This window comes from Azospirillum oleiclasticum, from assembly GCF_013423485.1.
GTDB classification, from domain to species: Bacteria; Pseudomonadota; Alphaproteobacteria; order Azospirillales; family Azospirillaceae; genus Azospirillum; species Azospirillum oleiclasticum.
In genome coordinates this window covers 86,912-107,331 of record NZ_JABFFR010000017.1, presented here as the reverse complement: position 1 = coordinate 107,331, position 20,420 = coordinate 86,912, and the positions used below count along the sequence as shown (strand labels likewise).

Below are 20,420 nucleotides of genomic sequence, written 5' to 3'. Positions count from 1 at the left end.
CATGAATGGAGCGGAGGGCGAGGGTCCACTGAAGGGCCTGCGCGTGCTGGACATCGCGACGATCATCGCCGGACCGATGGCCGGAACCCTGATGGCGGATTTCGGTGCGGAGGTGGTGAAGCTCGAACTTCCCGGGCTCGGCGACGGCCTGCGCGGGTTTCCGCCCTTCCGGGACGGCAAGTCGCTGTGGTGGAAGGTGACGAACCGGGGCAAGTTCTTCGGCACCCTCGATCTGCGGCGGCCCGAGGGGAAGGCGCTCTTCCTCCGCATGGTGGCGAAGAGCGACGTCGTCATCGAGAATTTCCGCCCGGGCACGCTGGAGCGTTGGGGGCTCGACATCGAGACCCTGTGGAGCGCCAACCCGCGTCTGGTCGTGCTCCGCCTCAGTGGCTTCGGACAGGACGGTCCGAACGCGGGCCTGCCGGGATTCGCGAGGATTTTCGAGGCGGTGGGCGGGCTGACGAGCATCTCCGGAGCGGAGGATCAGCCGCCGATGCACACCGGCTACCCCATCGGCGATCCGATCGGCGGCCTGTTCGGCGCGTTCGCCATCATGGCCGCGCTCTGGCGGGTGGCACAGGGCGACCGCGAGAAGGGCGAGGAGATCGACCTGTCGCTGACCGAGGCCATGTTCCGGATCATCGAGGTTCTGGCCATCGAGTACGACCAATTGGGCGAGGTGCGCAGGCGCAGCGGCAACCGGAATCTCTACTCGGCACCGTCGGATGTCTATCTCACGTCCGACAAGCGGTATGTCTCGCTGGCCGGAAGCACGAACCGCACCTTCGCCAACAACGCCAAGGCCATCGGCCGGCCCGAACTGCCCGACGATCCGCGTTTCGCGTCCAACGCGGCGCGCGTCGAGAACGCCCCCGATCTCGACCGCATTTTCGGCAGTTGGATCGCGGCCCATACGCAGGACGAGGCGGTTGCCGCATTCCGCAAGGTCAGCGGCACCCTCGCACCGATCTACGCCATCGACCAGATCTTCGCAGATCCGCAGTTCGCCGCCCGCAAGGCGATTGCGGAGGTCGCGGACGAGGATTTCGGCCGGGTGCGCATGCAGGGCCTGGTGCCCCGGTTCCGCCGACGGCCGGGGAAGATCCGCTGGGCCGCAAAGGGCCTCGCTGCCGACAACGATTACATCTATAGAGAGGTCGTCGGCCTCGACGAGGTTGAAATCGCGGGGTACAGGGCCAAGGGCGTCATATGAGCGATGATCAGGATTTTGCCAACGACGGGGCAGGGGACGGGGCGGAGGAGGGGGCGCTGCTTGACCCTCGCGCCGCACACGACGCGTCGCTCTCGTCCACGCTGATCCGCGGCATCGAAATCCTGCAGTGTTTCGGCTCGGGCGACCGGTCGCTCGGCAACGCCGAGATCGCGCGCCGGGTGGGTCTGAACCGCCCGACTGTGTCGCGCCTGTGCAAAACGCTGGTTCACCTGGGCTATCTGCGGCGAGACCGGAAGGGAGCGTTCCAGCTCGCGCCCAAACTGCTGGCGCTCACCTATCCGGTGCTGTCGGCGATGCCGTGGCGGCATGACGTCCTGCGGACCATGCGCGACTTGGCGGAGATGTGCGACGGCAACTGCTCGCTCGGGGTGATGTCGGGCGATTCGTTCGTCCACATCCAGACGGCGGGCAACCCACCGGGATGGCCGTACATTCCCGACATCGGGCAGACCGGACCGCTCCACCGGTCGGCACTCGGGTGGGCGTTGCTCTCGCTGCTGGATGGGCGCGACTTCGACGACAAGATCGCCGAACTGCGCGCCTTTCACGCCGAGGAGTTCGCCGCCTTCGCCGACATGACGGCGGCGGCGGTGGAGCGTTGCCGCAGGCAGGGCTTCTGCGTGTCCTATGGTGACTGGCGGCCCACCATCGTGGCGGCCGCGTCCCCGCTCGGCCGGACCGAGGATGGGCTCTCCGTCGCGATCGCCTGCGCGCTGCCACGCTACCGGGCGGTCGCCGACCGCTTCGAGACGGATCTCGGTCCGCGGCTGGCGGATGCGGCGGAGTCGATCCGCCATTCCGGTGTCTTCACGTTGGACGGACCGGCCGGCCGGCGCTGAGTTGCGCCGGAACGAACCCACCCGCGAGCCTGGGATCCGGCGCCGGAGTCCGGACCTTCTTCCCGACCACACCGATCGCTTTTCGGACCGCCGGACCCGCGCGCCCGTGCGTTTGACCGCGCCCGATGGTGTGACGATCCCCATGCTCGATTCACGAGTTTCATTATTTGAAACAATAGGTGACAGATGAGGCGTATTATGAAACTTCATATTGAGCCGCACCCGGCAATATGTCAGGGTAATCCGGGCGGTCGCCTTCGCTGAGGCGTCGATCGCTCCAAGGGAGGAAACAGATGCAAACGAAGACACTCGCCGCCGCTGCGGTGTGGCTGATCTCATCCTCCGCGGGTGCCGCGGATTTCGACCTTCCCAAGCAGCTCGTCTGGTCGACCTATGGTACCGGATCGGCCGGGTACAACCAGGCGGTGGCCATCGGTGCCGCGCTGAAGGATGCGGCGGACGTCAATCTGAGGCTGCTTCCGGGACAGAACGACGTCTCCCGGATGGAGCCGTTGCGGCAAGGCAAGGCCCAGTTCTCGGCCAATGGCATCGGCGTCTATCTGGTGCAGGAGGGCGTCTTCGAATTCGGCGGGAAGAATTGGGGGCCCCAGAAGATCCGCGTCCTCGCCACCAACACCGGCGGGGGCGTCGCTATGTCCCTCGGTGTCGCGCGCGACATCTGCGGCGCGAAGGGCAAACCGGACTGCAAGGGCTTCACCTTTGCCGACATCCGCGGCTTGCGCGTCGCCTGGATAAAGGGGGCGCCGGCGCTCAACGTGAATGCGACGGCGTGGCTGGCCTATGGCGGTCTGACCTGGAACGACGTGGAGAAGGTCGAATTCGGCGGCTTCGCCGCGGCCTGGAAGGGGCTGATCGAAGGATCGGTGGACGCGGCGTTTTCCGCGACGAACGCCGGCAACGTCTATGAAGCGGCGGCGGGGCCGCGCGGGCTCGTCTGGCCGGACTTCGATGCCAAGGACGATGCGGCGCTCGGCCGGCTGCTGGCGGTGGCACCTTATTACGTCAAAGTCCAGGCGACGGTGGGCGCAACGATCGACGGGACCGGCGGTCGCGACATGGCGGCCTTCGCCTACCCGATCCTGATCAACTACGAGATGACCGATGCCACGCTGTCCTACAACATGACGAAGGCCATGTTCAAGCTGCTGCCGGCCTATTCGGGCAAGGCACCCGGGATCGACGGTTGGGCGATGCGCTTCCAGAAGTTCGACTGGGTGATCCCGTACCACGAGGGCGCCATACGCTTCTACAAGGAGGCTGGCGTCTGGTCGGACGCCGCGCAGGCGCACAACGACCTGCTTGTTGCCCGGCAGGAGGCGCTGGCAAAGGCATGGGCCGAGCTGGTCGCCGCCAATCCGGGGAACTGGGAGGAGGCCTGGGAGAGGAAGCGGGCCGAGGCGCTGAAAGCCGGCGGATTCGAGATGGTCTTTTAGCCCCTCCCGTCTGATCGCCCGTCGATGCGGGTCGAGGATCCACATCGGACGGCGTTCCGTCACGTTACGGCGTAGCCCGGCGCCTTCCTTCCGGGTCGAGCGGGATGAACAGCGGGGAGTGGTTCATGGACCGGGGCAACAAGGCCATCGAAGCGGAACGCATGGCCGAGGACACGACCTTCACCGGCCCCGCCCGCTGGGCGATCGCTGCCGGGACTCTGTTCGCCATCGCCGTGGCGGTCGATCAGCTCTTCAATCTGCGGATCGGCGGCTACGCCATGCTGGAGGGGATGTATCTCCGCCTGTTGGCCGGGATCTTCCTGGCCCTGACGTTCCTGTGCTTCCGGTTCCGCGGGGGGATTTCCGCGCGGATTCCGTGGTACGACTGGTTGCTGGCCCTGGCTACGCTTTCCGTCGCGGGATTCTTCGTGCTGACCGCGGACGAGAGCCTGGAAAGCGGCTGGGAGTATGCGCCGCCCGATGTCGCGGTGTGGTGCTCGATCGCCTTCTACGCGCTGGTGCTGGAGGGCATGCGGCGGGCCGGAGGCAACGTCCTCTTCGTGATCGTGCTGGTCTTCTCGCTCTACCCGACCATCGCCGACCGTGTGCCCGACCCGCTGAACGGCTTCGCCCAGCCGTTCGGCGATGTGGTGCCCTTCTTCATGATCTCCTCCGAGGCGTGTTTCGGTATCCCGATGCAGGCCTTCGGGAATCTCGTCATCGGCTTCATCCTGTTCGGAGCGGTTCTGCAGCACACCGGGGGCGGCCGCTTTTTCAACGACCTCGCCATGGCGCTGGTGGGGCACCACCGGGGCGGGGCGGCCAAGGTGGCGATCTTCGCCTCCGGCTTCATGGGCTCGATGTCGGGCTCGGTGATCTCCAACGTGCTCACCACTGGTGTGGTCACGATCCCGGCGATGAAGAAAAGCGGCTTTTCCGCCCGCTACGCCGCGGCCACCGAGGCGTGCGCCTCCACCGGTGGCGTGCTGATGCCGCCGATCATGGGAGCGACCGCCTTCGTGATGGCGTCGTGGCTGGGCATCCCCTATGTCGACGTGATGGTCGCGGCGGTGATCCCGTCGGCCCTCTACTACTTCGGGCTGTTCGTCCAGATCGACGCCTATGCCGCCCGGCGCGGGCTCAAGGGCATTGCGAAGGACCAGCTTCCCGGCCTGCTCGCCACCCACCGCGAAGGCTGGCCTTACCTCTTCGTCTTCGCGCTGCTGCTGTTCCTCATGGTGGCGTTCCGGTGGGAGACGACCGCACCCTTCTACGCCGTCGTGCTGTTGCTGATCCTGAACCAGGCGAGCACGCGCACCGGCTTCACCTTCTCGTCCTTCCTTGAGATGGTGGTGTCGGTCGGACGGACGCTGGCGGAGCTCGTGGCGATCCTGCTGGGGATCGGCATGATCGTTGGCGCCTTCCAGGCGACCGGCCTGACCGGACCGCTGGCGACCGAGCTGGTGCATGCAGCCGGCAACTCGGTGCCGATGCTGCTCATCATGGGTGCGGTCACCTCCTTCATCTTCGGGATGGGGATGACCGTCACGGCCTGTTACATCTTCCTCGCCATCGTGCTGGCCCCCGCGCTCGAGCAGTCGGGGTTGAATCCGCTGGCCGTGCATCTGTTCATCCTCTACTGGGGCATGATCAGCTTCATCACGCCACCCGTCGCGCTGGGCGCGTTCGCCGCGGCGTCCCTGGCCGGCGCGAACGCCATCGCCGCCGGGTGGGAGGCGACCCGGCTGGGCGCGGTGATCTACGTGGTTCCCTTCTTCTTCGTCGTGAATCCCGCCTTGATCGGGCAGGGAGCCGCGTCCGAGGTCGCGGTATCGGTGGTCTGTGCGGCGGTCGGGGTCTGGTTCCTTGCGGCTGCGATCCAGGGGTATCTCGCTTTCGTCGGCCCGCTTGGAACCGGCGTGCTAGCGATGCTGATGAGGCTGTTGCTGGCGCTTGCCGGCCTCGTGGTCGCGGCACCGTTCGACGGGCCGTTCGGCCTCAGCCAGATCGAGCTTTCGCTGGTCGGGATGCTGCTGGCCATCCCGCCGGCGCTGTTCTCGTGGCGGCAGCAGCACCCGGCGAGTGACAGGGTCGCGGAAACCTGACGGGGGGCCGGGTCTCCCGGCGATGCTGGCAGCCGGATGATCCGGTTACCACCTGAATCCAGGCTGAAGTGCCGGTTCAACTGAAGCCCAAGTAGCGCCCAGGTTTGTGATTGCAGACGACGCTGTTGCAGTGAGGCGGCGAGAGCTGATGCCGGCAGATCGGTGCATCTGATCATCGGATGCGGACGGACTCCGGACGTCCAAGGTCGAACATGCGGTTCAGGACCAGGACAGCGACGCTAATCTCGGTCTGCTGCCGGTCGTCGCTGTGGAAGCGGAGACCCTCCCCGATCACGTGTTTGTAGCGGCTGAAGTAAGCTTCCACGAGCGAGCGCAGGTTGTAGCCGGATGTTGCCTGCCACGCGCTGCGTCCACCTGCGGCGATGGCCTGCGGATGCCGATCCCGCTGTGTCGGTGCGCTCTGCGCGGTATCGCTCGCGGTACCGCGGTAGAGCGCGGCGGCACGACCACGCCCGCCCCTGGGTGCCGCTTGGTCACGGCTTCGTAGACGCCGCTCTGGTCGTAAGCACCGTCGGCGACGACGGCATCGAGTGGCTCGGCGATCTGGTCCAGCAGTGGACCGACTTGCGAGACGTCATCCACGTCATGGTCGGTCAGTGTCGCGGCGAGGATGCGCCCGGTGGCGGTGTCCAGGCCGATGTGCAGCTTCCGCCACGCGCGGCGCCGGCGCGTGCCGTGCTTCGCGACCAGCCAGTCACCGGGGCCACACAGCTTCACGCCGGTGCTGTCGACCAGTAGACACACCGGTTCGTTGGCTGTCGCCGGCGCGGCCGGGACGGTGACGGTCTTGGCCCGGCGGCTGAGCGTGGAATGATCCGGCACCGCCAGATCGAGGCCGAGCAACTGGGCAAGGGAGGCGAGCAGGCCCTCGGTTTGCCGCAGGGCCAAGCGGTACACCGCGCGCAGCATCAACGCCGTGAGGATCGCAAGGTCGGAGTAGGTCCGTTGCCCGCCCGGTGTGGATCGGGTCTCGGCACGCCAGCGCTCCACGGCTTCGTCGCTGAACCAGACGGTCAGCCTGCATTCCGGCATTCGGCGATGCCGAGGGGTGGGGGCATCCACACCATCAGTTCACTCGACGGCTCACCAGCGCCGATGACGTGCCCTTCTTCCAGATCGCAAGCACGCTCATCAGCGAAGAATCCAATGACACCGGGATCACCTATTCGGGCTTTTGCCTGACCAGCCTGCCCCACCGCCGCCTGCCAGACGATCGTGCCTGGGTGCGCTCGAATGGCGACATGAGCCTGCTGATCGAACCCGGTCGCCGGCCCCGAGTAAAATCTCCGAGAACCGCCGACGACTACATCCTATTGGGAGTTCCCTACGGCGCGAAAGCCCGGCTGATTCTGCTGTACCTCCAGGCCGTAGCGCTGAGAAACAACTCCCCGGTCGTCGAGCTTGGTCGCTCAATGAACGACTGGCTGGACCGCATGGGGATCAGCACCGACGGCAGCACCTACAAAGAGGTTCGCGACCAAGCGGAACGACTGAGCCGCTGCAAACTCACATTCGACTATGGCGGATCGATCCGTGGAAAATCGGTAAGCAGCCATACGAACGACACTATTGTCCGTCACGCCATCGATCTGCGCCGCGATGACGGACAGGGCGTTCTTTGGGACGAGCGCGTCCAACTTTCCGAAACCTTTTTCCGACTGCTCAAGGAACATCCCGTCCCGGTCTGGGAGCCTGCCATCAAGGCCATCGCCGGCAAAAGCATGGCCATCGACATCTACATCTGGCTTGCCTACCGCCTGCATGTGCTCGACAGGCCAACGCCTGTCAGCTGGCCCGCAATCTACGACCAGTTTGGCACTGGTCGCTTGAAGGAGGAAGCCGATGACGTGTATCGGTCACGACTGCGCGCCTTCAAGCCTGAATTCCGAACGGCACTGCGTTACGCACTATCCGCCTACGAAGATGCGCGGGTCACTGAAACTGACGATCGAAGTGGCTTGGTCCTTCATCCGTCGCCGCCTCCTGTCCCCGAGCGCATGATCGGAAAGTCAGCGTAGGGAAATGCCAAGCCGGTGGACGTTGACTCCGGGTGCGGCCATCCTCCACCCTGAAGCTTGTTTGACCGGTCAAACCTGGAGCGTCCCGCAGTGCCCATCATCGCGATTGCCACGACCAAGGGAGGCTCGGGCAAAACTACCCTGACCGCCGGCCTTGCCGACATGCTGCGCCGCCAGGGGAAAAGTGTAGAATGCATCGATACCGACCCGAATCGGAACCTGTACGATTGGTTTTCCGATCCCCAGGCCGACATCCCATGCACATTCGTTGAGGAAGAAGCGGTAATCGACGCTGCAAGTGCCGCGGCCGAGCGAACCGAGCATGTGCTGATCGATGTTGCCGGCGCTCTCCAGCGCGGAATGCTGTACGCCATCAGCTCATCCGACCTCGTGCTGATCCCCTGCAAGACAGACCGCAAGGATGTCGTCGAAGCGGTGCGCACCCAGGAACTCATCGTATCGGCTGGCAAGATGGTGCGCCGCCGGATTCGTCACGCCGCGGTGCTGACGCAGGTCAATCGACGGGCGCAAGTGACAGCACACACACGCGAACAACTCCAGGTCATGGGCGTGGCAGTCCTCGCAGCCGATGTCCCAGCCCGGACGGCCTACCAGCAAGCCTCATGGACGGGCGCGCCACTTGCCGCCTCGGAGGCCCGCGACGATTTCGTGGCCATCGTGACGGAAATCTCGTCGCTCCTGGAGGTGGAGCATGGCTAAGCGTCCCCCGCTGAAACTGTTCAACCCGGATGAAATCAAACGCTCCATTGCTCCATTGGCTGAACAGCTGCCGTCCAGCCGGACACCAGCCGCAGTCGAGATCTTGCCGCCGGAACCCACTACGATCGACGACTACGTCGCAGCCATCGATCAGCTGTGGGAGGACGCACAACGCGGCTTCATAGCCATCGGCCGGCACTTGGACGAGGCACAACGCAAGCTTCCGCCGGAACAATTCGCTGCGCTTGTGAGCCGACTGCGATTCGGAAAAGCTGTGCGCAGCCAGATCATGACCGCTTACCGCGCCGTGAACGGCGGTTTGCTTCCGCGCGGCATCGAAGCCGCCGGTTACTCGGTCGTCTACCAAGTAGCAACGCTTTCCGATCAAGAGCGTCAACGTGCAATCGCAGAGGGTGTGATTCGGCCGGATATGAGGCGCGAGGAAGTAATCGCCTTCAAACGACGGCTCCGTACATCGCCGACAGGAGCATCATCTCCATCGAACAACAACCGGCGCGTCGCGCTCGAAGCGGAAAAGGCCCGGCTGTTGCGGCGGCTGGACGAAGTGGAGCAGGAATTGTCCAGGCTCGATGACTGATTCCCCTGGGAGCTCAGTCAGCGTCACCAACGTCGCCCTTCGATCATCGCTGCGACCAGCGGACAGAGCAACGCACCGATGACCTTTTGACGATCCAGGCCAGGCGGCGCCGATAATTTGAGGGTCCGCCGATTTGGCGATGACGGCCGCCGCCTCTGAAAGCGACATCCGCCGTCAGTTCGATCGGACCCGGTGCGGTCCCCGGATCCGGTCAACACCCCGGCGTGAACACCCGCACCATGCGGGACTCGGACCATCACCGCCGCAAACCGGCCGGGACTCCGAGCACGTTGAGCAACGCCATCGATCAGAGCAAGCCAGAGTGGACACGGCACACGCCCACGATAGCCAATACCACTCGTGACCCGGAGCCTGCGGGGCCCGAACTTGCCGTGCCGGGTTCCTCCGGCTCTCCTCGTCCGTGCTGCCGAGCTCCCTCACCGGGCCGACGCCGGGACCCCGGACGGCGGCAGCCTGCCGGGCGCCGTGCCAGCGCAGTGTCGGTCCCTCAGGGAACGATCCGGATTGCGGGCACGCGGGTCAGGCTGGGGGCAACACTTGCCTTCGCTGGAGGCGCTGCACGTCAACCCTTCCAGGGCGGCCGCACGATGTCGTTGGTCACCATCACCGTGAACCGGTAGCCGGGCCGGATCTCCAACGTCGGCGCGACGTCGAGGCCGCGGCGAGCGTACTCGGAGCCGAGCCGGCCCAGTTGCTGGCCCAGCACCCCCGCCGCGATCCGCTGGTTGTCGTAGGCGCTGCCGATCACTCGGCCGATGTGGTTGTACACGCGATCGGTCAGACCGCCGTAGCCGCCCGAGCCGCCGGACAGCGCCTTGAGGCCGGCCGCGCCCGCGCGCCCGCCCCCTCCCCTCCCCGCCGGCACCATGGTCTCGGCCGTCAGCGCCGCGGTCGCGGCCACGACGGCCAGCACGGCCGAATACGGCGGTGCCGACTCGGACGGCAGTGCTTCCGGAACCGGCGGCCGGAAGGCGCATCGCGTCGATCCAGGTGACCCAGTCCGAGGCGAGGGGGGCGCGGTAGGCTAGCCGGCCAGCAGCAGCCCGCTCTTGCCGAGCGCTGCCCAGTCGAGCAGGTCGGTGACACCGGGGCCGGGGTCGTGGAAGAGCCTCAGCGCGCCCATTGTCAGGTTCGCCACCGGGGGCGCGAGAGCACCGGGTAGGCGGGGCGGAAGGGAGCTGGCGCAGCTAGACGCGGGTCAGCTGCGGATCGGTCTTGGGCATACCGCGCAGGAAGGCCATGGCCACCAGTCACACCGCCAGCGCCACGCCCACGGCCACCAAGTCCTGGTTGGTGAGCCCCAGCCCGCAAGCGGCAAGCGCGGTGACCATCACCCGCGTGCCTTCGCCGCTCAGCAGCAGGTCGGGGCTGTGCAGCGCGCGGGGGATCGGGGTGTGGCGTAACTCCGTCACGGCAGGGCTCCGGCCGTGATTACGGCGCCGACGCCGAACAGGGTGGAAGGAGGTTGCCCGCGAACGCCGGGAGCGCGACGACCAGGATCAGCATGACAAAGCGGCGGATGAAAGCGTTGATCTCGCCGCCCCGGATCAACATTCCGCCAGCGGCGACCGGGCCGGAGACGGAGGTTGCGAAAGTCTGCAGGGGTGTGTTCCGGGGCAACCCGCCGCCGCCGATGGCGGCGAGCGCGCGGTGGGGGAGGGGTGGGGAGTGCGACGAACAGGATGGACAAGCCGGGGAGGGGCCGGCACGCCGCGCGGGCGGGCAGGGCGGCGATGACGGGCATGGTCACTCCAGAGGGGACACGGCCTAAGCAGGTTTGCCCAGGCCGGGCCGCTATGGCCTCGGTGAGCGCGACGCGCCAGGAGGGGTGCAGGATGCCGGCGTCGACGTAGTCGTCGAGGTCGAAATGCGCGAAGGCGGATGGCGAAGGCGGATGGCGAAGGTGGGGGCGCCGACCACCGGCGGCAGCAGGGCCTGAAAGCGCGAGCCGTTGAGCGGAAGCTCGCTCTCCATGATCGGGTTGTCGCGGCCCACGGTTGTGCAGAGTGGGGCGGCGACCGTAGCCATCAGGGGGTTCTCCGCCTGCGCGGCTTCCATGGCGCCGACCACGCGCATGGGCTGGCCGAGGCACTCGACCCACAGCCGGCCGTTGGGGTTGAGCATCACTTCGATGACGTTATCCCCGGCCAGCACGCCGCAGCCGAGCGGCGAGGCCGCGGCGCTCATTGAGCGGGACCTCCAGAGTCCACACGACACGCGGACGCACCCCGTCGAGGGTGAACTTCAGGCGGGCGACGTCAGGCATGGCGCGTCAGCGCCGCCCGGTGGGAGCACGCATAGCGGATGGCTTTGGCCAGCTCGCCCTTGCCGGGGATACGCGCCAGCCTAGCGTCGAGGAACGCAGCGAGCTCGTCCTGGATCGGCCAGGCCTTCGCCTGGCAAACGCTGCGGCGCTCATCGAGCGGGCAGCCGGTGTCAGTACGCGTTCGATGTCGAACAGCACCCCCATCCGTTTCAGCGCGTCGGCGGCCAGCGGCGAGCCGGTCGAGGCGTGCTCGTTGAACAGCTTCCAGCGCACGTGCGACCATCAAGCCGCCGGCACTTCACCGAGCTGCCCGGCGACCGTCATGACGAGACCGCCAACCCCAAACCGACGGAACCCGCCAAGCTGCTCGTCGTCTTCGTCGTCGTTCCCTCGCTGATCCCGGTGGTCGGCCGGGGCGGGGTGGTCAGCCGGCGGCGAGCGTGCGCGTCAGCGTCTCGGGGTCAACGTTGCGGCCGGACAGGACGGCGACGGTGCACCCCGGCGCGACCACCGTTCCGGCGAGCAGGGCTGCGACCGCCGCGGCACCAGCCCCTTCGGTCACGACCCCGCAAGCGCGATGCAGCGTCCGCATGGCGAAGGCCACCTCCGCCTCCGAGACCTCCACGACGGTGTCGACCAGATCGGCGACGACGGTCTGCGCCAGCTTGCCGAGCGCGTCCACGGCGATGCCATCGGCGAGCGTCCCGCCGCGCCGATTCGCCAGCCGCACTCCGACCACGGTGACCGACGGCTTCGCCGCCTTCACGGCGGCCGCCACGCCGGCCACCAGGCCCCCGCCGCCAACCGGGACGACGACCGTTGCGACGTCAGGCCGGTCCGCCAGGATCTCCAGCCCGACCGTGCCCTGGCCGGCGATGACGTCGGGATCGTCATAGGGATGGACGAAGGTCAGGCGGCGTTCGGCCGCCAGCTCCAGGGCGTGCGCCCTGGCCTCCGCCACGCTGGCGCCGGAGAGGATCACCTCGGCGCCGAGCGTCTCCGTCCGCTCCCGTTTGCAGAGCGGGGCGGTGGTGGGCATGACGATGGTCGCCCGCACACCCAGCCGGCGGGCGTGCAGCGCCAAGCCGGCAGCGTGGTTGCCGGCGGACATGGCGATCACGCCGCGCGCGCGCTCGACGCCGGTGAGGCGCAGCAGCCGGTTCAACGCGCCGCGTTCCTTGAAGGCGCCGGTGGCCTGGAAGGTCTCCGCCTTCAGCCAGACGTCGCGGCCAAGCTCGTGGGCGGCCAGCATCGGCGTGCGCAGGATGTGCCCGCGCAGGCGTTCCGCCGCGTCGTCGATGGCGGACGGCTTGAGCCAGTGGGGAAGACGGTCTTCGACGACGCGGGTGGTGGTGGACGCGGTGCGGGGGTGTGGAAGGTCGGCGTGCGCGAACGGCATCGCTGGGACTCCTCGGGTGCGAGCGGAGGGCGTGAAGGGGGAGCGAAGAGAGCCCGGCCCGCGTCAGCGGACCGGGCCGATAATTCGCGCCGGGCCGGGCAGCCGCCCGTCCATGCCCACGGTCGTCCCAAGGCGACGGGATGTGGTGTCGAAGACCGGATCAAGGGTTCCGGTGGACCCGTACCACGGCGGCATGCCGCGCTCCCAACCGCATCGAATTAAGCGAATCCGCGTCCGGCGCTCCTCAGAGCGCCGGGCTGGTAATTCGCAGGCGATTCGTGCGGCGGGTCTGCATGCCCCATGGTTCCTTCAATCGTGGGTCCGCGTCAAGGGAAAGGAACGGGCGCGACGGCCCCCCGTCCTACGCGGGCATCCGGGCCGCCGCCCGCCGGACGACCTCGAGCCGCGCCTGGCGAGCCGCCTTCGTCCGTTCCTGCAGGAGGGCGACAACCTCGGCGGGTGCCGTCTGCGGGGAACCTGCGTTGAAGGGCGGCGCCGGGTTGTATTCCAACCGCAACTGGATCGCCTCCGCCGCCTGACGGTTCACCAGCCGCGAGACCACCGTCAGGCCGAGGTCGATGCCAGCGGTGACGCCGCCCCCGGTGATGCGGTTCCGGTCGATGCAGACCCGCTCGCCGGAGATGGTCGCGCCGAGGATGGGAAGCGCCTCGACCGCGCTCCAATGGGTGGCCGCCCGATAGCCCTTCAGCAGTCCGGCCGCAGCAAGCACGATCGATCCGGTGCAGACCGACGTGACGTAGCTCGCCGCCTCCGCTTGGCGGCGCAGGAAGTCCAGCACCTCGTCGTCGCACAGCAGGTCGTCCGTCCCGTAGCCGCCCGGGACGCAGATGACGTCGAGCTGCGGACAGTCGGCGAAGCTCGTCGTCGGCGTGATGGTGAGGACGGTGTCGCTGGACACCGGCTCGAGGTTCTTCCAGACGAGGTGGACCTGGGTGTCGGGCATGCTCGAGAACACCTGGAGCGGTCCGGTCATGTCCAGCTGCGTGATGCGCGGGAAGACGAGCAAGCCGATCTGCACTTGATTTGGCATCTTGGAGCCTCGGGGTATCGACCTTGACGCCCACACCGTGCCATGATGGGCTTTCCTCCGAAATGCCGTAGTTCCCTCATTTCCGGACATGGGTGATGATCGGAATCCTCGTCTTCCCGGACTTCCAGTTGCTGGACGCGTCGGGACCGGCCTCGGTCTTCGAGATCACGCAGCGCTTCGTCCCGACCGCACCCAGGGTCAGGATGATCGCGACGCAGGGCGGCCTTGTGCGGAGCTCGTCCGGTGTGGAGGTGATGGCGTCCGGCCTGCGTTCGGGAGACTCGATCACCACCCTGATCGTCTCGGGCGGGTTCGGCGTCGAGGCCGCCGTGGATTGCCGGAGGACGGTGGGGTTCGTGCGCCGGCTCGCCCGGCGCGGCGTGCGCGTCGCCAGCGTGTGTTCCGGTGCGTACATCCTGGCCGCGGCGGGCCTGCTGGATGGCCGCAGGGCGACCACTCACTGGTGCCGCACCCAGGACTTCGTGTCGCGCTTCCCGAAGGTCAAACTGGATCCCGACAGCATCTTCCTGCGCGAGGGCAATGTCTGGACGTCGGCCGGAATCACCGCGGGGATCGATCTCTCGCTTGCCATCGTCGCCGAGGACCATGGCGACGCGGTCGCACAGGACGTGTCGCGCCAGCTCGTGCTTTACCATCGCCGCAGCGGCGGCCAGTCGCAGTTCTCCTCCCTGCTGGAGCTGAAGACGCCGAATGGGCGCTTCGGCCCGCTGCTCGCCTGGGTGCGGGAGCATCTCGACAAGCCCCTCACGGTCGACTGCCTCGCCGACCGCGCCGGTCTCAGCCCGCGCCATTTCGCGCGGGTCTTCACCGCGGAGACCGGCTCGACCCCGTCCAAGGCCATCGAACGGCTGCGGTTGGAAGTCGCCCGCGAACGGGTGCAGTCTTCCAGCGAATTGATCGAGCGTGTGGCCGAAGCGACCGGCTTCCGGGATCCGGAACGGATGCGCCGCGCCTTCGTCCGGGCGTTCGGCCAACCCCCGCAGTCGCTGCGTCGCGCCGCCCGCAGGGCCATGCAAGACGGCGGCTGACGGTCGGCCATGGCAGAAAATGTTGGAAATCCGCCATTGCTGCGCATGTCCGCGCGGCGATAGCCTGATTCAGCGGAACACCGTCAAAATTCGGCAATCCCCTGTGATCGTGCTGCCGGATGGCGCTGCGCAAAGAAGCCGCGACAAGGTTCATCAGGAGAAAAGCGACATGATGCAGGATCGCGTTGCACGGTCCCGGCGGGGCCTTTTTCGCGGGGTGCTCACGGCGACCGCCGGTGCTCTGTCCTTGCTGGCGCTGTCCACGGGCCCTTCGGCGGCGGACATCTCCGGCGGGGTGGTCAGGATCGGCGTGATCAACGACCAGTCCGGGCCACTCTCCGACCTGGCGGGGCTGGGTTCCGTCGTGGCCGCGCGGCTCGCGGTCGAAGACTTCCAGAAGCTGGCCTCCCTCAAGGTGGAGATTCTCTCCGCCGATCACCAGAACAAGGCGGACATCGGCACGCAGATCGTGCGCCGGTGGTACGAGGCCGACGGCGTGGACATGGTGGCCGACGTCGGGAACTCGGCGGTCGCACTCGGGATCCAGTCGATCGCCCGCCAGATGAACAAGATCGTCGTCTATTCCGCCGTCGGCACGACGGAAATCACAGGCAAGCAATGCTCCCCGAACGGGCTGGCGTGGCTGCACGACAACTACAACCTCGTGGCCGGGTCGATCCGCAAGCTGGTCGGGCAAGGGCTCAAGACGTGGTTCTTCATCGCCGCCGACTACGCGTTCGGACGCAACATGGTGGCGGAGTCCGAGCGCGTGCTTGCCGAGGTCGGCGGCAAGTCGGTGGGGACGGTCTTCCACCCGCTTGGGAACGCCGATTATGGCTCCTTCCTCCTGCAGGCGCAAAGCTCGGGGGCCAAGGTCGTCGCCTTCGCCAACGCCGGCGAACAGCTTGTCACGGCCATGAAGCAGTGGAACGAGTTCGGCATGGGCGCCGGGCCGCAGAAGGCGGTGGCGGAGCTCATGTTCCTGACGGACGTCCACGGCATGGGCATGGAGACCGCCAAGGGGTTGACGACCGTCACGGCCTGGTACTGGGATCTGAACGACGCCACCCGGGCCTTCGCAAAGCGCTTCTTCGACGCGCGGGGCGTCATGCCGACCGCCCCCCAGGCGGCGGTCTATTCGGCGGTCTTCCACTATCTCAAGGCGGTCGCCGCCATCGGGTCCGACGACACCGCCCGTGTGCTCGACCGGATGCGCGCCACCCCCGTCGACGATTTCTTCGCGCCCGGGGCGACGCTGAGGGCGGACAACAAGCTCGTCCACGACTTCTACCTCGTCCAGGTGAAGGAGCCGACGGAGCTGGAGAAGCCCTGGGCCTACTACAAGGTCGTCGAGACGATCTCCGCCAAGGATGCCTATCGTCCGCTGAGCGAAAGCGACTGCCCGCTCGTCACCGCCGCCGGAAAGTAGGTCGTCGAGCCGCCCGGTGCTCGCGGGCGGTCATCGCCTTCCCTTGTGGAGTCTGAAGCCTTGTCGGAACGCCGGTTCGATCGTGTCATCACAGGAGGTCGGGTGCTCGACCCGGAAACCGGGCGGGACGAGGTCGTGGATGTCGGTATCACCGCCGGCACGATCACGCGCATCGGCTCCATCCCCGACGTCGGAGGAGGTCAGGAGATCGATGCGGCCGGGCTCGTGGTCTGCCCCGGTTTCGTCGACATCCACGCGCACGGCCAATCCGTTGCGGCCGACTGGATGCAGGCATTCGACGGTGTGACGACCAGCCTCGAGCTCGAGGTCGGCGTCCTGCCGGTCGATGGCTGGTATCGGCGGCAGGAGGAGCAGGGGCGCGTCCTGAACTACGGCGCGTCGGCGAGTTGGATCTTCGCCCGCAAGCAGGTGATGGCCGGCATCGCCCCGGATCCGCGCAGGCATCCCATGGAGATGATGGGCGAGGGCGCGGACAACCGGGGTGGCTGGTCGACCGACATCGCCAAGCCCCGGCAATTGGCGGAGATCCGCTCCATCGTCGAAGGGGGGCTGCGGGAGGGGGGCATCGGGATCGGCATCCCGCACGGCTACGCCCCGGGTGCCGGCGTGAAGGAGATGACCGAGCTCTGCGGCATCGCCGCGAGGACCGGCTCGCCGACCTTCACGCACATCCCCTTCATGTCGAACACGGACCCGCAGAGCTCGGAGGAGGCCTACATCCGGCTGATCGGCTACGCAGCCGCGACCGGCGCCCACATGCACGTCTGCCACCTCAACTCCACATCCCTTCACGACATCGAGCGCTGCCGTGCGCTGCTGATGAACGCGCAGGCGCGGGGATTGCCGATCACGGTGGAGGCCTACCCCTACGGCACGGGGTCCACGGTGATCGCCGCCGGCTTCTTCGCCGCGCCCGATTTCACGGACCGGACCGGTTCCGGCTACGACAGCATCGAACTGATCCACAACCGGCATCATATGAGGAATCGCGACGAGCTGCTTTCGGTCCGGGAGGCCGATCCCGCCGCGCTGGTCGCCTGGCACTTCCTCGACCCCGACCGGAACGAGGGCCACCGGGACCTGCTCGATCTCTCCGTCCTCTATCCCGGAGGCGTGATCGCATCCGACGCCATGCCGTGGGTGGAGCCGGATGGCTCCATCCACCGCGGCGAGGAATGGCCGCTGCCGGAGCGGCTGTCCTCCCACCCCCGGTCGGCGGCGACCTTCACCAAGTTTCTCGGCGACTATCACCGCTCGTTCGGAAAGATCGGGCTGATGGAGGCGGTCGCCAAAGGCACGATCCTGCCGTGCCGGGTGATCGAGGCCTGCCTGCCCCGGATGTCGCGCAAGGCACGCCTTCAGGAAGGGTGCGACGCCGACGTGATCGTCTTCGACCCCGTGACGGTCGCCGGCCGGGCGAGCTTTTCGGACATGACCGCCCCTGCCGTCGGGATGCGGGCGGTGCTGGTCGGGGGAACGCCGGTTATCCTGGACGGCCGGCTCGACCCGGATGCGAGGCCGGGCCGGCCGCTGCGGCGCGGAGCATTGGGCGATGGCTGAGGAACCGAATGCGTCGCCGGTGCCGGTCCTGCTCGTCACCGGCGCGCTGGGTGCGGGCAAGACCACGGTGATCAACGCCATCCTGCGCGCGGATCATGGTCTCTCGCTGGCGGCCGTGGTCAACGATTTCGGCACCATCAACATCGACGAGGCCATCCTCTCGGCCACCGGCCAACCTGTCTACGGATTGAGGAACGGGTGCATCTGCTGTTCCCTCCAGGGCGACCTGCTGCGCACGCTCCGCGCCATCCTTTCGGTGCGGGCGGCTCCGGACGCGATCGTGATCGAGGCGAGCGGCGTCTCCGATCCCGGCGGCATCATCGAGGCGCTCTTCGATCCGGTCCTGTGCGGGGTGGTGCGGCTCGACGCCGTGGTGACGGTCGTCGATGCCGAGGACCATGATCCGGCCGACGCGCTGTGGACCGCGCAGGTCCGCGCCGCCGACATCGTCGTCCTGGCGAAGACCGCGGCCGTCGGTCCCGATGGCCTTGCGGCCATCCGGGCGATCCTGACGTCGATGCACAAGACCCTCGTCCTCGTCGCGGACGATCAGGGCAGCGTTCCGACGGATCTGCTTCTGGACCGCGACGTCCGGCATCCGGAGGCGCACACCCATGATGACGGTGCGCCCATCGCGGATGGCCGGTTCCTGCGGCTTGTCTGGTCGTCCTCCACGCCCCTGTGCCTTCCGCGTTTCCAAGCGACGGTCCAGTCCCTGGCGCCGCAGCTCGCGCGGGCGAAGGGCTTCCTCTCCATCAGGGACCGTCCCGGGCAGGGTTTCCTGTTCCAGCTCGTCGGACGGCGTGCCAGCCTGTCGCCGGTGGCAAGCCCGGTCGCCGGCACCCACCTCGTGCTCATCGGCAGGGCGGAGGTGTTCGACGCGGCCCGTGCGTCGGCGGCGCTGGAGTCGATGAACGATGCCTGATCCGGCCGTCGGGGAGCGGAGGCTTCCGCCGCCACAACATGTTGGGAATGCCCATGGCGCAGATTGCCGTTCTTGGTGCGGGCATGGTCGGGGTGTCCACGGCCCTCGCGTTGCAGGACCACGGTCATGACTGTGTGATCGTCGATCGCTCTCCTCCGGGATCGGAGACCAGCCACGGCAACGCCGGGATCATCCAGGCCGAGGCGGTCGAGCCCTACGCGCTGCCGACCAGCCCGCTGACGCTGCTCCGCATGGCGTTCGGCTGGAAGAACGCCGTCGACCTGGACTGGGCGTCGCTGCCGGGTCAGATGCCGGCGCTCCACGCCTACTGGCGATCGTCGCTGCCCGACGCCCTACGGAGGGTCATCCCCGTCTGGCGGCAGCTCGTGTCCGAGGCCATTCCGCACCACGCGGCGTTGATCGCGGCGGCCGGTGCCGACCACCTGATCCGGAAGGACGGCTACTGGGAGGTCCATGGAACGGATGCCCCGCTCGCCGCGGCGGTTCTGGAGGCCGAACGGCGCAAGCGGCTCCACGGCACCGACTTCACCGTGGTCGACGGGGCCGCATTGTCCCGCGCGGAGCCCGGGCTTCGGACCGCCATGGCGGGCGCCATCCACTGGACCACGCCCTGGACCTGCCGCGCCCCGGGCGACCTTGTCCGCGCCTACGCGGCGCTGTTCGAAGAACGCGGCGGCCGCATCGTTGCGGGCGACGCCGCGACGCTCGGTCCGTCCGGGCTGGGCTGGCGGGTGGCCGGCGAAAGCGTGGAACACGCCGTCGTCGCCCTCGGCCCCTGGTCGCCGGACCTGCTGAAGACCCTCGGCTACCATGTGCCGATGGTGCGCAAGCGCGGGTACCACCGGCACTACGACGGCAACCACGGCCTGAGCCGACCCATGCTCCTGGCGGACCATTCGGTGGTCCTGTCGCCGATGCTCACCGGGCTGCGCGTCGCCACGGCGGCGGAGCTGTCCGCGGCCGCGCCGCGGAGCAACCCGCGCCAGCTGGCGCGGGGCGAGGTTGCGGCGCGGACCCTTGTCGATCTGGGCGATCCCGTCGAGAGCTCCCCCTGGTCGGGAACGCGGCCGTGTCTGCCGGGGCTGCTGCCGCTGGTGTGCCAGGCGAAGCGTCACCGGGGTCTCTGGCTCCACTTCGGCCACGGGCATCAGGGCTTCACGCTGGGGCCGGCGACGGCCGCAAGGCTGGCGCGGGCGATCGACGGCGACGCCGGCGCGGTCGGCGGGCTCGATGCGGGCATCGCGTGACGGAGCCGCAACCGGACCGCTGACGAATGATCGCGGCGTCCGGTGGCGGGGAGGGGCAAGCCCCCTCCTTGGTGAGGGCGTCCAGCTGTTCCTTCGCCCGTTCGGTCACCCGTTCGGTCACCCGTTCCGCGCGCGTGCGTTCGGCCCGGCGGAACACCTCGCCCATCAGCCCGTCGAACATTGCCACGGCGTCGTCGTTCAGCTTGGCCTTCGGCTCGATGACGAAGGCCGTGAGGATGGCCAGGCGGCGCTCGGGCGCCAGCCGCAACCAGGTGCTGTGCGTTCATGATGCCCGCGTCGCCGGCGATGACGGCACAGCGGGCATGGTGAATGCGCCGCGCCCGCTCCACTTCGATGCCGATGGCCCTTGCCGTGGCCAGCCGGGCCAGTTGTCGACAGAGTTCCTACACCACCGGCCGGGACACGACCCATGCTTGGCGCT

The 20,420-nt window shown here is 67.8% G+C and carries 18 protein-coding genes and 1 pseudogene; 12 read left to right on the top strand and 7 right to left on the bottom strand.

Annotated elements, in window-relative coordinates; translation table 11 throughout:
• Position 1 precedes the first annotated feature (1 nt).
• The 4 genes from HL658_RS18770 to HL658_RS18755 all read left to right on the top strand — a co-directional run bounded on the left by HL658_RS18770 (position 2) and on the right by HL658_RS18755 (position 5,632).
• Complete coding sequence (locus HL658_RS18770) at positions 2 to 1,213, top strand: CaiB/BaiF CoA transferase family protein (RefSeq protein ID WP_180286142.1); 1,212 nt, start codon at positions 2 to 4, stop codon at positions 1,211 to 1,213.
• Positions 1,210 to 2,073, top strand: a complete 864-nt coding sequence (locus HL658_RS18765) for an IclR family transcriptional regulator (RefSeq protein WP_180286141.1) — start codon at positions 1,210 to 1,212, stop codon at positions 2,071 to 2,073. Before HL658_RS18770 ends, HL658_RS18765 begins: the two co-directional genes overlap by 4 nt.
• A 293-nt stretch (positions 2,074 to 2,366) precedes the next feature.
• Entirely contained in the window at positions 2,367 to 3,527 is a 1,161-nt protein-coding gene (locus HL658_RS18760) for a TAXI family TRAP transporter solute-binding subunit (RefSeq protein WP_180286140.1), read from the top strand.
• 125 nt (positions 3,528 to 3,652) lie between these two features.
• Complete coding sequence (locus tag HL658_RS18755) at positions 3,653 to 5,632, top strand: TRAP transporter permease (protein WP_180286139.1); 1,980 nt, start codon at positions 3,653 to 3,655, stop codon at positions 5,630 to 5,632.
• 291 nt (positions 5,633 to 5,923) lie between these two features.
• Here HL658_RS18755 and HL658_RS18750 read toward each other — a convergent pair whose 3' ends face one another.
• Positions 5,924 to 6,685, bottom strand: coding sequence for an IS5 family transposase (locus HL658_RS18750; RefSeq protein ID WP_425485352.1), 762 nt, complete (start codon positions 6,683 to 6,685; stop codon positions 5,924 to 5,926).
• Positions 6,686 to 6,753: 68 nt separating this feature from the next.
• Here HL658_RS18750 and HL658_RS18745 point away from each other — a divergent pair, with 68 nt between their 5' ends.
• The 3 genes from HL658_RS18745 (at position 6,754) to HL658_RS18735 (ending at position 8,989) form a co-directional block, all read left to right on the top strand.
• Positions 6,754 to 7,671, top strand: coding sequence for a replication protein RepA (locus HL658_RS18745; protein ID WP_180286138.1), 918 nt, complete (start codon positions 6,754 to 6,756; stop codon positions 7,669 to 7,671).
• A gap of 90 nt (positions 7,672 to 7,761) precedes the next feature.
• Positions 7,762 to 8,391 carry a nucleotide-binding protein gene (locus tag HL658_RS18740; protein ID WP_180286137.1) on the top strand — a complete coding sequence of 210 codons (630 nt, stop codon included), beginning with the start codon at positions 7,762 to 7,764 and terminating at the stop codon, positions 8,389 to 8,391.
• A complete protein-coding gene (locus HL658_RS18735; RefSeq protein WP_180286136.1) occupies positions 8,384 to 8,989 on the top strand; it encodes a hypothetical protein in 606 nt (201 codons plus the stop codon). The genes HL658_RS18740 and HL658_RS18735 overlap by 8 nt, the downstream gene beginning before the upstream one ends.
• 583 nt (positions 8,990 to 9,572) lie before the next feature.
• On the opposite strand, the gene HL658_RS18730 is transcribed toward HL658_RS18735, so the two are convergent.
• From HL658_RS18730 to HL658_RS18705, 6 genes and pseudogenes are all read right to left on the bottom strand, one after another.
• Positions 9,573 to 9,923 (bottom strand): hypothetical protein, encoded by a 351-nt coding sequence (locus HL658_RS18730; RefSeq protein WP_180286135.1) that lies wholly within the window; start codon positions 9,921 to 9,923, stop codon positions 9,573 to 9,575.
• 337 nt (positions 9,924 to 10,260) lie between these two features.
• Complete coding sequence (locus HL658_RS18725; protein WP_180286134.1) at positions 10,261 to 10,422, bottom strand: VirB3 family type IV secretion system protein; 162 nt, start codon at positions 10,420 to 10,422, stop codon at positions 10,261 to 10,263.
• Positions 10,423 to 10,804: 382 nt separating this feature from the next.
• Positions 10,805 to 11,197, bottom strand: a complete 393-nt coding sequence (locus tag HL658_RS18720; RefSeq protein ID WP_180286133.1) for a P-loop NTPase family protein — start codon at positions 11,195 to 11,197, stop codon at positions 10,805 to 10,807.
• A 77-nt stretch (positions 11,198 to 11,274) separates the two neighbouring features.
• Positions 11,275 to 11,555: pseudogene (locus HL658_RS18715) on the bottom strand (IS66 family transposase); the annotation flags it as partial.
• 145 nt (positions 11,556 to 11,700) lie between these two features.
• A complete protein-coding gene (locus HL658_RS18710) occupies positions 11,701 to 12,675 on the bottom strand; it encodes a threonine ammonia-lyase (protein WP_180286131.1) in 975 nt (324 codons plus the stop codon).
• Between the two features lie 361 nt (positions 12,676 to 13,036).
• Entirely contained in the window at positions 13,037 to 13,726 is a 690-nt protein-coding gene (locus tag HL658_RS18705) for a DJ-1/PfpI family protein (protein WP_180286130.1), read from the bottom strand.
• Between the two features lie 95 nt (positions 13,727 to 13,821).
• On the opposite strand from HL658_RS18705, the gene HL658_RS18700 reads away from it, so the two are divergent.
• The 5 genes from HL658_RS18700 to HL658_RS18680 are packed head-to-tail and all read left to right on the top strand — an operon-like array spanning position 13,822 to position 19,978.
• Positions 13,822 to 14,775, top strand: coding sequence for a GlxA family transcriptional regulator (locus HL658_RS18700; RefSeq protein ID WP_180286129.1), 954 nt, complete (start codon positions 13,822 to 13,824; stop codon positions 14,773 to 14,775).
• Between the two features lie 19 nt (positions 14,776 to 14,794).
• Complete coding sequence (locus HL658_RS18695) at positions 14,795 to 16,204, top strand: ABC transporter substrate-binding protein (RefSeq protein WP_246337701.1); 1,410 nt, start codon at positions 14,795 to 14,797, stop codon at positions 16,202 to 16,204.
• A gap of 45 nt (positions 16,205 to 16,249) precedes the next feature.
• Positions 16,250 to 17,785 (top strand): amidohydrolase family protein, encoded by a 1,536-nt coding sequence (locus HL658_RS18690; RefSeq protein ID WP_343055207.1) that lies wholly within the window; start codon positions 16,250 to 16,252, stop codon positions 17,783 to 17,785.
• A complete protein-coding gene (locus tag HL658_RS18685) occupies positions 17,778 to 18,710 on the top strand; it encodes a CobW family GTP-binding protein (protein WP_180286127.1) in 933 nt (310 codons plus the stop codon). The genes HL658_RS18690 and HL658_RS18685 overlap by 8 nt, the downstream gene beginning before the upstream one ends.
• A gap of 53 nt (positions 18,711 to 18,763) precedes the next feature.
• Positions 18,764 to 19,978: an NAD(P)/FAD-dependent oxidoreductase gene (locus tag HL658_RS18680; protein WP_180286126.1), complete on the top strand. Its 1,215-nt coding sequence runs from the start codon at positions 18,764 to 18,766 to the stop codon at positions 19,976 to 19,978.
• Positions 19,979 to 20,420 lie beyond the last annotated feature (442 nt).

What these genes read in the sequence shown, in the direction of transcription:
- HL658_RS18680 (WP_180286126.1), top strand. Translation starts at nt 18,764, where the DNA reads ATGGCGCAGATTGCCGTTCTTGGTGCGGGCATGGTCGGGGTGTCCACG.
- HL658_RS18750 (WP_425485352.1), bottom strand. Translation starts at nt 6,685, where the DNA reads ATGCCGGAATGCAGGCTGACCGTCTGGTTCAGCGACGAAGCCGTGGAG.
- HL658_RS18765 (WP_180286141.1), top strand. Translation starts at nt 1,210, where the DNA reads ATGAGCGATGATCAGGATTTTGCCAACGACGGGGCAGGGGACGGGGCG.
- HL658_RS18705 (WP_180286130.1), bottom strand. Translation starts at nt 13,726, where the DNA reads ATGCCAAATCAAGTGCAGATCGGCTTGCTCGTCTTCCCGCGCATCACG.
- HL658_RS18770 (WP_180286142.1), top strand. Translation starts at nt 2, where the DNA reads ATGAATGGAGCGGAGGGCGAGGGTCCACTGAAGGGCCTGCGCGTGCTG.
- HL658_RS18755 (WP_180286139.1), top strand. Translation starts at nt 3,653, where the DNA reads ATGGACCGGGGCAACAAGGCCATCGAAGCGGAACGCATGGCCGAGGAC.
- HL658_RS18700 (WP_180286129.1), top strand. Translation starts at nt 13,822, where the DNA reads ATGATCGGAATCCTCGTCTTCCCGGACTTCCAGTTGCTGGACGCGTCG.
- HL658_RS18685 (WP_180286127.1), top strand. Translation starts at nt 17,778, where the DNA reads ATGGCTGAGGAACCGAATGCGTCGCCGGTGCCGGTCCTGCTCGTCACC.
- HL658_RS18735 (WP_180286136.1), top strand. Translation starts at nt 8,384, where the DNA reads ATGGCTAAGCGTCCCCCGCTGAAACTGTTCAACCCGGATGAAATCAAA.
- HL658_RS18720 (WP_180286133.1), bottom strand. Translation starts at nt 11,197, where the DNA reads ATGAGCGCCGCGGCCTCGCCGCTCGGCTGCGGCGTGCTGGCCGGGGAT.
- HL658_RS18695 (WP_246337701.1), top strand. Translation starts at nt 14,795, where the DNA reads ATGTTGGAAATCCGCCATTGCTGCGCATGTCCGCGCGGCGATAGCCTG.
- HL658_RS18760 (WP_180286140.1), top strand. Translation starts at nt 2,367, where the DNA reads ATGCAAACGAAGACACTCGCCGCCGCTGCGGTGTGGCTGATCTCATCC.
- HL658_RS18710 (WP_180286131.1), bottom strand. Translation starts at nt 12,675, where the DNA reads ATGCCGTTCGCGCACGCCGACCTTCCACACCCCCGCACCGCGTCCACC.